The sequence below is a fragment of the Mycobacterium sp. E3251 genome (assembly GCF_001666835.1).
Classification (GTDB): Bacteria; Actinomycetota; Actinomycetes; order Mycobacteriales; family Mycobacteriaceae; genus Mycobacterium.
On the sequence record NZ_LZJF01000077.1, the window covers coordinates 1 to 13,560 of the forward strand.

The following is a 13,560-nucleotide window of genomic DNA, read 5'->3' on the forward strand; positions in this document are numbered from 1 at the left end:
CGAACGTGTCGATCGCCTTCGCGGCGATCGCCATCCGCGGCGCGATCCGAACCGGCCGGGTGCGGGCGGCGGTCAGCATCCATTCGGCGGCCTCTTCCGACGTGAGCGCCGGCATGCCCTCGTAGGCCTTCGTCGGCGCGATCATCGGCGTGGCCACCAGCGGGTAGAACAGCGTCGTCGAATGCACGCCCCGGTGGCCCCACTCGGTTTCCACTACGCGGCTGACCGCCGCCCGCACCCGGCCGGTTCGGATCGCGCCGCGGATGGCGATCGCCGCGAAGGCGATCGACACGTTCGGTCCCCGGCTGGTCAATACGCTCATGCAGCGGCAGAGGATTCAACCCAACCGCGAAAACGGTAGCTGAACCCTCCCGTGTGATAGACACGACGCTATGGAGATCCTGGCCAGCCGGATGCTGTTCCGGCCGGCGGACTATCAGCAGTCGTTGACTTTTTACCGGGACCAGATCGGGCTCGCGATAGCCCGTGAATACGGTGCGGGCACAGTCTTTTTCGCCGGCCAGTCGTTGCTGGAGCTGGCGGGCTACGGCTCCCCGGACCACTCCCGGGGTCCGTTCCCCGGCGCGCTGTGGCTCCAGGTTCGCGACATCCAAGCGACCCAGGCCGAGCTGCAGAGCCGCGGCGTGCCAATCGCGCGCGAGGCGCGCCAAGAACCGTGGGGCCTATACGAGATGCACGTGACGGACCCGGACGGGATCACGCTGATCTTCGTTCAAATCCCGCCCGACCACCCGCTACGCCGCGACACCCGGGGTAAACCGCAGGGAAATTCCGGTTAACTGAGAGGTAACATCTGGCGACGACTCAAAATACACCCGCGATTCAGGTCTTCCTGCATTCGACAATGGAATCCCCCTACCACCAGAATCGGGCGCTGTGAACATCCAGTTGTTCCTCTTGATCATTGTCGTAATCACGGCACTGGCTTTCGATTTCACGAACGGCTTCCACGACACCGGCAACGCGATGGCGACCTCCATCGCCAGCGGCGCGCTCAAGCCCAAGGCGGCGGTCGCATTGTCCGCGGTGCTGAATCTGGTAGGCGCGTTCATGTCCACCGCGGTCGCCGCCACGATCGCCAAGGGCCTGATCGACGGGCACATCGTGACGCTGGAGCTGGTTTTCGCCGGCCTGGTCGGCGGCATCGTGTGGAATTTGCTGACCTGGCTCCTCGGCATCCCCTCCAGCTCCTCGCACGCCTTGATCGGCGGCATCGTCGGCGCCACCATCGCGGCGGTCGGCGGGCACGGTGTGCTCTGGAAGGGCCTGGTGTCCCACGTGCTCATCCCGGCCGTCGTCGCCGCGATCCTGGCCATCGCGGTCGGGGCCATCGCGACCTGGCTCGTCTACCGGGTCACCCGGGGCCTCGACACCAGCCGCACCGAGGCCGGCTTCCGCTACGGCCAATGGGGCTCGGCCTCGCTGGTGTCGCTGGCGCACGGCACCGGCGACGCACAGAAGACGATGGGCGTCATCTTCCTGGCGCTGATGTCCTACGGGTCGATCAGCAAGAACACCGTCGCGCCGCCGCTCTGGGTCATCGGGGCTTGCGCGGTGTCTATGGCGGCGGGCACCTACCTGGGCGGCTGGCGCATCATCCGCACCCTGGGCAAGGGACTGGTGGAGATCCAGTCGCCGCAGGGCATGGCGGCCGAATCCTCCTCGGCCGCGGTGATCTTGCTGTCCACCCACTTCGGCTACGCGCTGTCGACGACCCAGGTGTGCACGGGTTCGGTGCTGGGCAGTGGGCTGGGCAAGCCCGGCGGCGAGGTCCGCTGGGGCGTCGCCGGTCGTATGGGTGTGGCCTGGCTGGTGACGCTGCCGCTGGCCGGGCTGGTCGGTGCGGTGACCTATTGGATCGTGCACTATGTCGGCGGCTACCCCGGTGCGATCGTCGGCTTCGCGCTGCTGATCGCGGTTTCGGCCACGATCTACATCCGGTCGCGCAAGGTCAAGGTCGACCACAAGAACGTCAACGCCGAATGGAAGGGCGACCTGACCGCCGGGCTCGACGCCGCGGACCACGAACCGCCGTCCGACGGTGGCCCCACGGTAGGCACCGCCCCCCGGTACGACTCCGACGATCCCACGATGAAGGCGAACGCTTGATGAGTCACTTCAGCGACTGGTTCAACTACCAGGCCTCCCTCAAGATTTTGCTTTTCTCCATGCTGGCCGGCGCCGCGTTGCCGGGGCTGTTCGCCCTGGGGCTCCGCTTCCACGCGGTGGGCGCCGGGCAGGCCAGCACCGATGGCAGCTCGTCACAGAAAAACCCGGCACTGCTGGTGCTCGCCTGGGCGATCTATGCGGTGGTACTGCTAGCGATCGCCTTTGCGCTGGCGTACATCTCCCGGGATTTCATCGCCCATCACACCGGCACGGCATTCCTCGGAGCCAAACCCAAGTAGCATCGAGCGATGCCCACCGCGTCAACGAGCCGGACACCGGGGGGAGTTGGACCAGCGTGAACGGATTTCTCAATTCGATCGTCTCGTGGCTGCGCGCGGGATACCCGGAAGGCGTCCCGCCGACGGACACCTTCCCGGTGCTGGCGCTGCTGGCCCGCCGGATGTCCAACGACGAGGTCAAGGAAGTGGCTTGCGAGCTGATCCGGCGCGGCGAGTTCGATGACGTCGACATCGGGGTGCTGATCACCCAGATCACCGACGAGCTGCCCACGCCCGACGACGTCGAGCGAGTGCGGGTCCGCCTGGAAGCGCAGGGCTGGCCGTTCGATGACGCGGACCAGGTCGAGGACCCCGCATAGCCGTACTGCGCGCCCAGACCGTCCCGCCGGGTTCGGCCGTCTCGTCGTTGTTGCCCGCCCTGGAACGGGTGCTGGACGGCCGCGACCCCGCCCTGGTCGCGCTGGCACCCGGCTCGGATGCGCTGGCGGCGGGCCTGCGGGTCGGGGAAGAGATCGACGACGACGTGGCCGTGGTGGTGACGACGTCGGGAACCACGGGCGCGCCCAAGGGCGCCCTGCTGACCGCGGCCGCGCTGACGGCCAGCGCTGCGGCCACCCATGACCGCCTCGGCGGGCCGGGCAGCTGGATGCTGGCATTGCCGCCCTACCACATCGCCGGGCTGCAGGTGTTGGTGCGCAGCGCGCTCGCCGGTTCGGCGCCCGTCGAGCTGGACGTCTCCGACGGCTTCGACGTCAGCGAATTGCCCAGCGCGATAAGGCGATTGGAACCCGGTCGGCGCTACACGTCGCTGGTCGCCGCGCAGCTGGCCAAGGCGCTGACCGATCCGGCGGCCGCGGCCGCGCTCGCCGAACTCGACGCCGTGCTGCTCGGGGGCGGACCGGCCCCGGGGGGCGTGCTCGACGCCGCGGCGGCGGCCGGCATCACCGTCGTCCGCACCTACGGCATGAGCGAGACCGCCGGTGGCTGCGTCTACGACGGCGTACCGCTGCGCGGCGTCGTGGTCCGGGTGGCGGACGACGGGCGCATCGACCTCGGGGGCGCGACCCTGGCCAAGGGCTACCGCAACCCGGTGGACCCCGACCCGTTCGCCGAGCCCGGCTGGTTCCGCACCGACGATCTCGGCGTCGTCGACGAGGCGGGCGTGCTGACCGTGTTGGGCCGCGCCGACGACGCGATCAGCACGGGCGGGTTGACGGTGCTGCCGCAGCTGGTCGAGGCGGCGCTGGGCACCCATCCCGCCGTGGTGGACTGCGCGGTGTTCGGCGTGGCCGACGACCGGCTGGGCCAGCGGGTGGTGGCGGCGATCGTGCTGGCCGAGGGTTGCTCGGCGCCGACGCTGGGCGCGCTGCGCGCCCACCTGACGCGCACCCTGGACGCCACCGCCGCGCCGCGCGAGCTGCACGTGGTCGACGCGCTGCCGCGGCGCGGCATCGGGAAGGTCGACCGGGCGGCGTTGGTGCGCCGGTTCGGCCGATCAATAGGCTGATCGACCGTGAGGGTGGCACGTCGGGAGTTAACGGCCGTCGCGGTCGGGACGGTGCTGGTCGGGGCGGCGTTCATCCTGCCGCGGCTGCACTGGGGCGTGCGGCCGCGGACCGACGTGGGGCAGGAGCGGTTCGGCACCCACGCCGGGGCCGCGCCGATTTTCGGCGCCTGGGAAATCCACGCCAGTTGGGGTACCTGGCCGGCCATCGCCCTCGCGGTTGCCGCTGTGGTATGGGGACCGCTTCTGGCGCAACGCCTTTCGTGGCGGATCTTGACGCTGGGTACCTGGGCCACCGCCTGCGGATGGGCCTTCGCGCTGGCGATGATCGACGGGTGGCAGCGCGGCTTCGCCGGCCGGCTGACCACCCGCGACGAGTACCTGTCCCAGGTACCGGGCATCGCCGACATCCCGGCCACGGTGCGCACGTTCGCGAGCCGGATCGTCGACTACCAACCGAACTCCTGGACCACCCACGTCTCCGGACACCCACCCGGCGCGCTACTGACCTTCGTCTGGCTGGACCGGATCGGCCTGCACGGGGGCGCGTGGGCGGGGCTGCTGTGCCTGCTGGTCGGCTCCAGCGCGGCGGCCGCGGTGCTGATCGCCGTTCGCGCGCTGGCCGACGAGCAGACCGCGCGCCGCGCCGCACCGTTCGTGGCCGTGGCGCCAACCGCAATCTGGGTCGCGGTCTCCGCCGACGGCTACTTCGCCGGGGTCGCGGCATGGGGCATCGCGCTGTTGGCCGTGGCGGTGCACCGGCCGGTCCGGTTCCCCGCCCTCGTGGGCGCGGCCGCGGGCCTGCTCCTGGGTTGGGGCGTGTTCTGTAACTACGGCCTGATGTTGATGGGGCTCCCGGCCCTGGCGGTGCTGGCGTCGGCGACCGACTGGCGCGCAGTGCTGCGGGCGCTCGGCCCGGCGACGCTGGCCGCGGTGGCGGTGGCGGTCGCCTTCGCGGTCGCGGGGTTCTACTGGTTCGACGGCTATACCCTTGTGCAGCAACGCTATTGGCAGGGCATCGCCAAAGACCGCCCGTTTGAGTATTGGAGCTGGGCCAACCTGGCGTCGGTGGTGTGTGCCATCGGGTTGGGCAGCGTCGCCGGCGTCAGCCGGGTGTTCGACGTGGCTGCCATCCGCCGCCGCTCCGGGTTCCACCTGCTGCTGCTGGCCGTGCTCGCCGCCATCGCGTGCGCGGACCTGAGCATGCTCAGCAAGGCCGAGGTCGAGCGCATCTGGTTGCCCTTCACCATCTGGCTCACCGCGGCACCCGCGCTGCTGCCCGTCCGGTCACACCGAGTGTGGCTGGCGCTCAACGTCACGGGCGCGCTGGTGCTCAACACCCTGATCGTCACCAACTGGTAGGCGCGGGCTACAGGCCGGCCGCGCGGGTCACTCTCGCGAAGCGGCTGGCGGGTCCGCACGCCTCCCGCACCACGGCCACGTCGTCGGCGACGTCGAAGTCGGCCAGTCGTGGCGCCGCATAGGGCTCAATTCCCAAGTCGTGCAACGCTCTGTACGTCAGCAATCCGGTGTCGGGCTGCGACATCGGGACGGTGCGCAGGCATTCGGCGGCTTCGGGGCTCCGTAAACCGAGCACCCACCAGCCGCCGTCGACGGCAGGCCCGAGCACGGCCGGTGCCTCCTGCAGTCGGCGCGCGCAGTCGATCAACATGTCCGCGGTCACCTGCGGGGTGTCCATCCCGATCTGCACCACCGGATTGCCGTCCGCCGCGTCGGCATGGGCGTTGGCGAGTCGGTCGGCGAAGTCGTCGCCGCGCTGGGGAATCACCGTGAAGGACCCCAGCCGTTGCCGGATCTCGTCGGCGCCGGCCGCGGCGCCCAGGTCACCGGTCATGGCCACCACCCGATTCGCCACCGGCGCGGCGGCCACCGCGTCCAGCGTGTCCAGCAGTGCGGCGGCGGCGATTTCGGCGGCGACGAGGTCCCCCACCGTCGCGGCGAGCCGGGTCTTGGCCCGGCCCGGCTCGGGCGCCTTCGCGACCACCAGCACCGTCACCGCCACGATTGTCACGAAATCACCTTCCAGAAGTCGAGGATCGCGGTGATGCTCCCCCGCAGCGAGCCGCTGACCTTCGACTTGCCGCCGGTGCGGGGACCGTAGCTGACGTCGAGTTCGACCACGCGCCAGCCGGCGGCCGCAGCCCGGACCAGCAGCTCCAGCGGGTAACCCGAACGCCGGTCGGCGACACCGAGATTCAGCAGCGCCTCGCGCCGGGCCACCCGCATCGGCGCGATGTCGTGCACCGGCAATCCGTGGCGTGTGCGCAGCCGCCAGCTCATCACCACGGTGCCGACGCGGGCCACCCACGGCCAATGCAATCCGGCTACCGGCCGGCGCCGTCCGATCACCAGATCGGCACCCTGCTCGAGCGCGGCGACCAGCCGCGGCAACTCCCCCGCGTCCATCGAGCCGTCGGCGTCGATCACCGCCACGATCGGCGTCCGCGCGGCCACCACGCCCGCGTGCACCGCCGAGCCGTACCCGGCCCGCGGCTCGACCACGACCTCGGCGCCGTGCCGCCGCGCGACTCCGGCGGTGTCGTCGGTGCTGTTGTTGTCGACGACCAGCGCCCGGTATCCGGCGGGGACGGCCGCCAAGACCGCGGGCAGCGACTCCTCCTCGTTGAGACAGGGCAGCACCACCGTGACGGCGTCGGGCATGGACGCCTCAGAACCCGCGATGGCTGCGTGGCTGCTGCGGGGCGAGCGTTTGCGGTGCCTGCGTTTGCGGGGCCTGCGTTTGCGGGGCCTGCGTGTGCGGCGCCACCGTCGTTTCGTGCGTGCTGGGCGGCGGCGCGGCTGTCGTAGGCGGTTGCGTCGAGGTGTACGGCTCCTTCGAGCTCGGCGGCGGGGTGGTCGTGGTCACCGGCGGTGTCGTTGTCGTCGGCGGTGTGGTGGACGGTTCCGTCGTGGTGGTGGACGGCTCCGTCGTCGTGCTGGGTGTCGTCGTGGTCGGGGGTGTCGTCGACGCGGTCGTGGGCGTCGTCGTGGTCGTTATGGGCGTGGTCGTCGGCGTCGTGAACGTCGGCGGGTTGTATGGCGGATATATCGGGACCGGAACGATGACCGGGACCGGAACGGGCGCAGCGGGATTCGGGTTGGGCACGACGCCCGGAGTATCGGGCGACACCGGCGCGGCGGGGACGGCAGGCCCGCCCCCGCCCTGTGCCGGAAGAAGACCGTTGGCGTCCGGGATGACGCCGCCCTGGAAGCCCGCGTTGGGCTGATCAACCGGGGGCGGTGGCACCGGCGCCTGCTGCTGGGTCGGCAACAACGGCATGAACTTGCCCGGGGCGGCGTTCTGGTGCCCCACCACCGGCTGTTGACTCGCGGTGGGACGGACCGCAATGGCCACCGCGGCGGCCAGCGACGCGAAACCGATGACCGCGAAGGCGATCACGGCGTTGCCCAGCACCAAGGACCGGCGGCTCAGCCGCGAGGGGATGGCCGTGGTCTCGTCGAAGTCGTCGAATTCGTCGTATTCGGGACCGTATTCGTCACCGGCGAACGGCTCGGCATCGTCGGTCATCGAGTACGCCAGCTGTGGTTCCTCCACGTCTGGCGGGGCCACGAACGTCGTCTCGTCACCGGTGAGCCCCGGCGCCATCGCGGTCTCGTCGCCGGTGAGTCCCACGGCCGGCGCCATCGCGGTGGCGTCCCCACCCGCCAGGGCGGCTGCGGACGCTGCGGCGATGGCCGCGCCACGGGCGAGCGCGAAGGACGGGTCCTCGGCGACCTGCACCCGCATGGTCGACGCATCGCGGAGCTGGTCGGCGACCTGAGTCAGCTCGGGCGAAGCGCCCACCAGATACACGTCCCCCGGGACGTCCGGCCGGGCGCTGAGTTGGGCCATCATCGTGTTGAACGTCGCGGTCGCGTCGCCGGCGACCGCCTCCTTGGCCAGCACGGTCGGCGGTGCGTTCTCGTCATCGGGCGAACTGGGCACCGACAGCGTCGCCGTCGCGTCGTTCAGCACCAGCGCGGCGGCTCCGGGGCGGCCGGCCGCGCGCATCAGTGCGGCCACCGCCTGCGAGTCGGAGAGCAACGCGACGTTGGAAACGCCGGAATCTTCCAGCGCCTGCCGCAGCTGGGCGGCCCGCGGCTCGTCGCCCCAGCACACTCGGGTGCCGACCAGCCGATGGTTCTCGTCCGCCAGAAGGCGATTGGTGCCGACCACCGTCTCGGTGAGTTTTCCGACCGGGTTCTCCTCCAGGTCGACGACGGATTGGTCGATCACGTCCGCGCCCGGCCCGACAAGCGCCAAGCGGGCAACGGGGCCCGTGACCGCGACCCCCAACACGACGTCCATCCCGGTTCTCCTTCGGCTGGCTACCCCACGACCAGCAATGTCCCGGCATCATTACACTTGCGATACCGTTGGCAGTATCCGTTATTCGGGCGACAAGGTTTGCCTATAGCGCAGCGTAACCAGCTTCTCGAACGACAGGACGGTCGCGGGGGAATCTGCGAGGGCGTCCGAACGGAGAATATGTGGTGAGCCAGAGCAGTGACGACGCACCCACCGGCCCCATCGATCCCGTACAGGCGCAGCAAACCGCTCGCATCATCCGGCCGGCCACCGTCGCTCCGCCGGCGGCGGGGACGGCAACGACGCGGCGCCGGCACATCACCAGCGACCTGACCGCGATCGCGCTGCTCGTCGTCGCGCTGTTCCTGCCGTGGAACCTGTACTTCGGCGTCGGGATTCCCGGCAGCAGCCCGAGCCTCTTCGCGGTGTTGCTCGCCGTGACCGCGCTGTCGGTCATCGCCGTCGCCGTGGCCGGTTCCTGGAGGTCCTCCGGCGCGCGGTTCAACCCCATGCGGGCGGGGCGGCTTCGCTTGGGGCTCAACGTCCCCTACGCGCTGCTGGTGCTGGGATTCGTGGTCTTCGACGCGTTCGAGACGGTCCGGTTCGGTGGCACGGTGAACGTGCCGGGCGGAGTGGGACCGGGGGCGTGGGTGGGAATCGCCGGCAGCATGCTGAGCGCGCAAGCGGTGCCCGCCGGCGCCCACACGGGACCGGTCCCCGAGGGCGACGAGCACACCGGCTGGCTGCGGTCGGCCCGGCTCATCGGCTACGCGTCGATGGCGTTGGCGGCGCTCAGCTTTGGCATCAACCTGTACTGGCGGGTTCGCTACGCGCTGCAGAACACCGGCGGCGCCGGCGCGTTCGGCAAGCAGAACGTGGCGGTCATCGTGACGGCCGTGGTGTACGGCGTGGTGGCGCTGGTCGCCGTGCTGGTCGCCGCCAGGTGGTTGCTGCGCAGCACCAGGGCCGGCCGGCTGGCCACGGTCGCGCTCGGCGCGTCGACGCTGGTCGCCGGGATCCTGGTGTGGATCCTGCCCCTGGGGCGGGACGTCGACGCGTTCCACGGCATCGCGCAGAACACGTCCACCGCCGGGGTGGGCTTCGAGGGCTATTTGGCGTGGGCGGCGGCCGCCGCGATGTTCGCTCCGCAAACCCTGTTCGGTCACCGCAACACGACCGGGGCCGAGGAGAGTGCGTGGCGGGTCGCGGCCCGAAATGGCTTGCTGCTCATCGCCGTATGGGGCTTGGGCTCGATGCTGATGCGGTTGACCGACCTGTTCGTGTCCGTGAGCCTGAATTACCCCTTCTCCCGGTACGACAGCATGGTGCTGGCCGCATTCGATCTGGCTACCGCGGTCCTGGCGATCTGGCTGCGCATCAACCTGCGCGACGCCGCCCGCTCGGCGCGACTCATCTCGTCGCTGTGCGGGCTGGTCGCCACGCTCAGCGTGGCCCGCGTCGTCGTGGGCGTGGTGCTGGCGCCGCGGTTCGCGGATTCACCCAATTCCCCCGCGCAACACCCGGTGTACGGCAACAACCTCGCCCAGCAGATCACCAGCACGTTCGATGTGACGCTGTGCGGCCTCGCTTTGTGCATCCTGGGGGCCGCCATCGTCACCGGGCAGCTGCGCGGCCGGCGCGCGCGCCGGCGCCCCGCCGTCCCCAAGCCCGCCGTGCAGGCGAGCGGCGCTCCGGCCGCGCCCAGGGCGCGGGTCCCGGTGGGCCACGCCGCCCCGCCGTCGGCCGCGCCCACCACCCGGATCTCCACCGGCCCGCGGCTGTTCCGCGGCGATGACTCCGCGACCCGACAGATTCCCGTCCAGAAACCGAAGATCTACCGGCCACCGCAGGCGTAGGACGCTCAGCGCAGCGGGGCGAATGCGAACTCGCGCAGGCCCTCGGCCGGGTCGATCGCCGCGCGGAAGCCGAGCGCCTCGGCCGCCCGGGACGGATCGGCGACGATGTGGCGCACGTCGCCGCTGCGGTACTGGCCGGTGATCACGGGCGAGAGTGCACCGCCGCGCGCGTCGCACAGGGCGCCGGCCACCTCCAGGATGGAGACGGGCCGCCCCGAACAGACGTTGACCGCGGTGAATCCGTCGATCTCCTGGGTGGCCGCGAGGTTGGCCGCGGCCACGTCGTCGACGTGGACGAAGTCCCGCATCTGGCCGCCGTCCTCGAAAACCCTTGGGGGCTCGCCCCTTTCGAGCGACGATCGGAAGATGGCCGCCACCCCGGAATAAGGGGTGTCGCGCGGCATCCCGGGGCCGTAGACGTTGTGATAACGCAACGCCACCACCGAACCGCCTGTCGCCTCCGACCACGCCAGCGCGTAGTGCTCCTGCGCGGTCTTGCTGGCGGCGTACAGGCTGCGCGGCCGCAGCGCGGCGTCCTCGTCGACGAGGCGCCACTGCAGTTCCTCGCCCCCGATCGGGCAGCGGTGTTCGAAGCTTCCGGCGTCGAGGTCCGCGCGCCGCCGCGGCAACGGGTCGACGTGGCCGTGCTGCCCGCAGTGGTAACGGCCCTGGCCGTACACCACCATCGACGACGCCAGCACCAGGCGCCGCACCCCGGCGGCGAACATCTGCGCCAGCAGGACCGTGATGGCAAAATCGTTGTGGCCGCCGTAGGCGGGGGCGTCGGCGGCGTCCACGCCCGCACCGACCATCGCCGCCTGATGGCAGACCAGGTCCACCCCGTCCAGCAGGGGCGTCAGCGCGTCGGCGTCGCGGACGTCGACCCGGTGACATCCCTGCGGCAGCACGGGATTCGGGCCGTGCGCCGCCGGCAGCAGCACGTCGACGCCGACCACGTCGTGTCCCGCCGCCCGCAGCGCCGCGTCCACCCGCGAACCGATGAAACCGGCGGCCCCCGTGAGCAATACCCTCATGGCAGCTCGAGGGGCAGCGTGACGCCGGTGTGCGGCAGGCAGTGCGTGCAGTTGCGTTCGTCGGCGACCCGGCCGATCGCCTCGCGAACCAACTCCTTGAACGGCCCGATGTTCTTCTCGAATTCGGCGAACACCTGGACGGTCGTCACGCCCTCGCCGACCGCGACACCGGCGTCCAGGTCGGTCACCAAAGCGATTGCCGCATAGCACATTTCAAGTTCCCGGGCGAGCACCGCCTCCGGGTAGCCGGTCATGTTGACGAGAGCGAACCCGGCGGATGCGAACCACTGGCTTTCCGCACGCGTGGAGAACCGCGGCCCCTGGATCACCACCATGGTGCCGCCGTCGACGACACTGGGCAGGGCGGTGACCGCGGCGCGCAGTGTGGGGCAGTACGGGTCGGCGAAGTCGACATGGATGCCGCCGGAGTCGAAGTAGGTGTCGGGGCGGCCGCTGGTGCGATCCACCAGCTGATCGGGCACCACCACCGCGCCCGGCCCGGCGTTGAGGTTCAGGCTGCCGACGGCGCACGGGCCGAAGACCCGGCGCACCCCGAGCTTGCGCAGCGCCCACATGTTGGCCCGATACGGCACGGTGTGCGCCGAGAACTGATGGGTGGTCCCGTGCCGGGGCAGGAACGCGACCTGGTGTCCCCCGACGGCGCCGATCGTCACCGGGGCGCTGGGCGGGCCGTACGGGGTGTCGAGGTCGACGGCGCGGGTGTCGGACTCGAAGAAGGTGTAAAAGCCGCTGCCGCCGATGACTCCGAGCATCAGCCCATTGTGGTGCATGGCCGCACGCCGATCGCGGGTGCGGGGGCGCGCGGGGCCCCTGGCAGGATGCGTGCGTGGCCAATTTCGGGCAGTGGATCTCGGGTGCGCGGCCGCGGACGCTGCCCAACGCGGTGGCGCCGGTGGTCGCGGGCACCGGCGCGGCGGCGTGGCTGGGATCCGCGGTGTGGTGGAAGGCGCTGCTGGCGCTGGCCGTCGCGGTCGCGCTGACCGTCGGCGTCAACTACGCCAACGACTACTCCGACGGCATCCGAGGCACCGACGACGACCGGGCCGGCCCGGTGCGCCTGGTGGGCTCGCGGCTGGCCTCGCCCCGCTCGGTGCTGGCCGCCGCGGTGGCGAGCCTGGCGATCGGGGCGGCGGCCGGCCTGGCGCTCGCGCTCGTCAGCGCGCCGTGGCTGATCGCCGTGGGGGCGGTGTGCATTGCCGGCGCGTGGCTGTACACGGGCGGCTCGAAACCCTACGGCTATGCCGGTTTCGGTGAGGTCGCGGTGTTCGTGTTCTTCGGCCTGGTGGCCGTGCTCGGCACCGAGTACACCCAGTCGCTGCGGGTGGACTGGGTGGGGGCGGCGCTCGCGGTGTCGATCGGCGCGCTGTCGTCGTCGGTGCTGGTGGCCAACAACCTGCGCGACATTCCGACCGACGCGCAGTCGGGGAAGATCACCCTGGCGGTGCGCCTGGGTGACGGCCGCACCCGCGTCCTGTACCAGGGGCTGCTGGCGACCGCCGGGGTATTGACCCTGGTGCTGATGGCGGCGACGCCGTGGTGCGCCGTGGGATTCGCTGCCACGCCGCTGGCGCTGCGCGCGGCGGGTCCGGTCCGGTCGGGACGCGGCGGCCGAGAGTTGATTCCCGTGCTGCGGGACACCGGGCTGGCCATGGTCGTCTGGGCGATCGCGGTCGCCGCGGCCCTGGCGCTGGCCCGCTGATCGGGCGTGCGCCCACGGCGTTGACCGTGCGGTGGGGGCGGGGTTTGTCGGCGTGTCGCCGCCGTACATGCACACTCGAGTGCGACAGCGCGGCCGGATCCGATAACAATGAGGGACCGGACCGATGACGGTTCACAGCGAGCAGATCGGGGACAGCAGTGAAGCAGATCGCCGCGACCAGTGGACCGAAGAATATCGGCATGCTCAGCGTCGGGGCGTACCGCCCCGAACGGGTGGTCACCAACGACGAGATCTGCGAGAACATCGAGTCCTCCGATGAATGGATCTACTCCCGCACCGGAATCAAAACCCGCCGCTTCGCCGCCCGCGACGAATCCGCCGCGTCGATGGCCACCGAGGCCGGGCGGCAGGCGATCGCGAACGCCGGGCTGGTGCCGTCGGACATCGACTGCGTGATCGTCGCGACCAGCACGCATTTCCTGCAGACCCCGGCGTGCGCCCCGGCCGTCGCCGCGGCGCTGGGGGCCACCGGCGTGCCCGCGTTCGACGTCTCGGCGGGGTGCGCGGGCTTCGGCTACGCGCTCGGCGTCGCGGCCGACATGATCCGCGGCGGGACCGCCGCCAAGGTGCTGGTCCTCGGTTCGGAGAAGCTGTCCCCCACCGTGGACATGCAGGACCGCACCAACTGCTTCATCTTCGCCGACGGCGCGGCCGGGGTGGTGGTCG

General features: G+C 71.0%; 13 protein-coding genes and 2 pseudogenes. 9 read left to right on the top strand and 6 right to left on the bottom strand.

The features are described 5' to 3' along the window. Positions 1-232, bottom strand: a pseudogene (locus tag A5697_RS11090) (short-chain dehydrogenase); the annotation flags it as partial. A gap of 160 nt (positions 233-392) precedes the next feature. Here A5697_RS11090 and A5697_RS11095 point away from each other — a divergent pair. The 6 genes from A5697_RS11095 to A5697_RS11120 all read left to right on the top strand — a co-directional run bounded on the left by A5697_RS11095 (position 393) and on the right by A5697_RS11120 (position 5,295). Then, positions 393-800: a VOC family protein gene (locus A5697_RS11095; RefSeq protein ID WP_068010374.1), complete on the top strand. Its 408-nt coding sequence runs from the start codon at positions 393-395 to the stop codon at positions 798-800. A gap of 97 nt (positions 801-897) precedes the next feature. After that, complete coding sequence (locus A5697_RS11100; protein WP_067950125.1) at positions 898-2,130, top strand: inorganic phosphate transporter; 1,233 nt, start codon at positions 898-900, stop codon at positions 2,128-2,130. Next, the gene (locus A5697_RS11105; protein ID WP_067950127.1) at positions 2,130-2,429 is read left to right on the top strand and encodes a hypothetical protein; all 300 of its coding nucleotides are present in this window, start codon (positions 2,130-2,132) and stop codon (positions 2,427-2,429) included. Before A5697_RS11100 ends, A5697_RS11105 begins: the two co-directional genes overlap by 1 nt. A gap of 56 nt (positions 2,430-2,485) precedes the next feature. Then, the gene (locus A5697_RS11110) at positions 2,486-2,788 is read left to right on the top strand and encodes a DUF3349 domain-containing protein (protein WP_067950129.1); all 303 of its coding nucleotides are present in this window, start codon (positions 2,486-2,488) and stop codon (positions 2,786-2,788) included. Positions 2,789-2,856: 68 nt separating this feature from the next. After that, the gene (gene menE, locus A5697_RS11115; protein ID WP_067950131.1) at positions 2,857-3,936 is read left to right on the top strand and encodes an o-succinylbenzoate--CoA ligase; all 1,080 of its coding nucleotides are present in this window, start codon (positions 2,857-2,859) and stop codon (positions 3,934-3,936) included. 6 nt (positions 3,937-3,942) lie between these two features. After that, a complete protein-coding gene (locus tag A5697_RS11120; protein WP_068010375.1) occupies positions 3,943-5,295 on the top strand; it encodes a hypothetical protein in 1,353 nt (450 codons plus the stop codon). A gap of 7 nt (positions 5,296-5,302) precedes the next feature. On the opposite strand, the gene A5697_RS11125 is transcribed toward A5697_RS11120, so the two are convergent. Genes A5697_RS11125 through A5697_RS11135 form a run of 3 tightly spaced genes read right to left on the bottom strand, consistent with a single transcriptional unit; the run spans position 5,303 to position 8,263 of the window. Next, the gene (locus A5697_RS11125; protein ID WP_067950136.1) at positions 5,303-5,965 is read right to left on the bottom strand and encodes a DUF2064 domain-containing protein; all 663 of its coding nucleotides are present in this window, start codon (positions 5,963-5,965) and stop codon (positions 5,303-5,305) included. Further along, positions 5,962-6,615, bottom strand: a complete 654-nt coding sequence (locus A5697_RS11130; protein ID WP_067950138.1) for a glycosyltransferase family 2 protein — start codon at positions 6,613-6,615, stop codon at positions 5,962-5,964. The genes A5697_RS11125 and A5697_RS11130 overlap by 4 nt, the downstream gene beginning before the upstream one ends. Positions 6,616-6,622: 7 nt before the next feature. Beyond that, complete coding sequence (locus tag A5697_RS11135) at positions 6,623-8,263, bottom strand: hypothetical protein (protein ID WP_067950140.1); 1,641 nt, start codon at positions 8,261-8,263, stop codon at positions 6,623-6,625. 182 nt (positions 8,264-8,445) lie between these two features. Here A5697_RS11135 and A5697_RS11140 point away from each other — a divergent pair, with 182 nt between their 5' ends. Next, complete coding sequence (locus A5697_RS11140; protein WP_068010378.1) at positions 8,446-10,119, top strand: hypothetical protein; 1,674 nt, start codon at positions 8,446-8,448, stop codon at positions 10,117-10,119. Between the two features lie 5 nt (positions 10,120-10,124). Here the strand turns inward: A5697_RS11140 and A5697_RS11145 are convergent, their stop codons facing one another. Together A5697_RS11145 and A5697_RS11150 are read right to left on the bottom strand one after the other, a co-directional pair. After that, positions 10,125-11,153 (bottom strand): NAD(P)-dependent oxidoreductase, encoded by a 1,029-nt coding sequence (locus tag A5697_RS11145; protein WP_068010380.1) that lies wholly within the window; start codon positions 11,151-11,153, stop codon positions 10,125-10,127. Then, positions 11,150-11,929, bottom strand: a complete 780-nt coding sequence (locus A5697_RS11150) for an S-methyl-5'-thioadenosine phosphorylase (protein WP_197500973.1) — start codon at positions 11,927-11,929, stop codon at positions 11,150-11,152. The genes A5697_RS11145 and A5697_RS11150 overlap by 4 nt, the downstream gene beginning before the upstream one ends. 71 nt (positions 11,930-12,000) lie before the next feature. On the opposite strand from A5697_RS11150, the gene A5697_RS11155 reads away from it, so the two are divergent. Beyond that, the gene (locus tag A5697_RS11155) at positions 12,001-12,873 is read left to right on the top strand and encodes a 1,4-dihydroxy-2-naphthoate polyprenyltransferase (RefSeq protein ID WP_067950148.1); all 873 of its coding nucleotides are present in this window, start codon (positions 12,001-12,003) and stop codon (positions 12,871-12,873) included. A gap of 158 nt (positions 12,874-13,031) precedes the next feature. After that, positions 13,032-13,560, top strand: a pseudogene (locus tag A5697_RS11160) (3-oxoacyl-ACP synthase); the annotation flags it as partial.

Coding starts and splice junctions, on each gene's coding strand:
- A5697_RS11130 (WP_067950138.1), bottom strand. CDS start 6,615: ATGCCCGACGCCGTCACGGTGGTGCTGCCCTGTCTCAACGAGGAGGAG.
- A5697_RS11105 (WP_067950127.1), top strand. CDS start 2,130: ATGAGTCACTTCAGCGACTGGTTCAACTACCAGGCCTCCCTCAAGATT.
- A5697_RS11095 (WP_068010374.1), top strand. CDS start 393: ATGGAGATCCTGGCCAGCCGGATGCTGTTCCGGCCGGCGGACTATCAG.
- A5697_RS11145 (WP_068010380.1), bottom strand. CDS start 11,153: ATGAGGGTATTGCTCACGGGGGCCGCCGGTTTCATCGGTTCGCGGGTG.
- A5697_RS11135 (WP_067950140.1), bottom strand. CDS start 8,263: ATGGACGTCGTGTTGGGGGTCGCGGTCACGGGCCCCGTTGCCCGCTTG.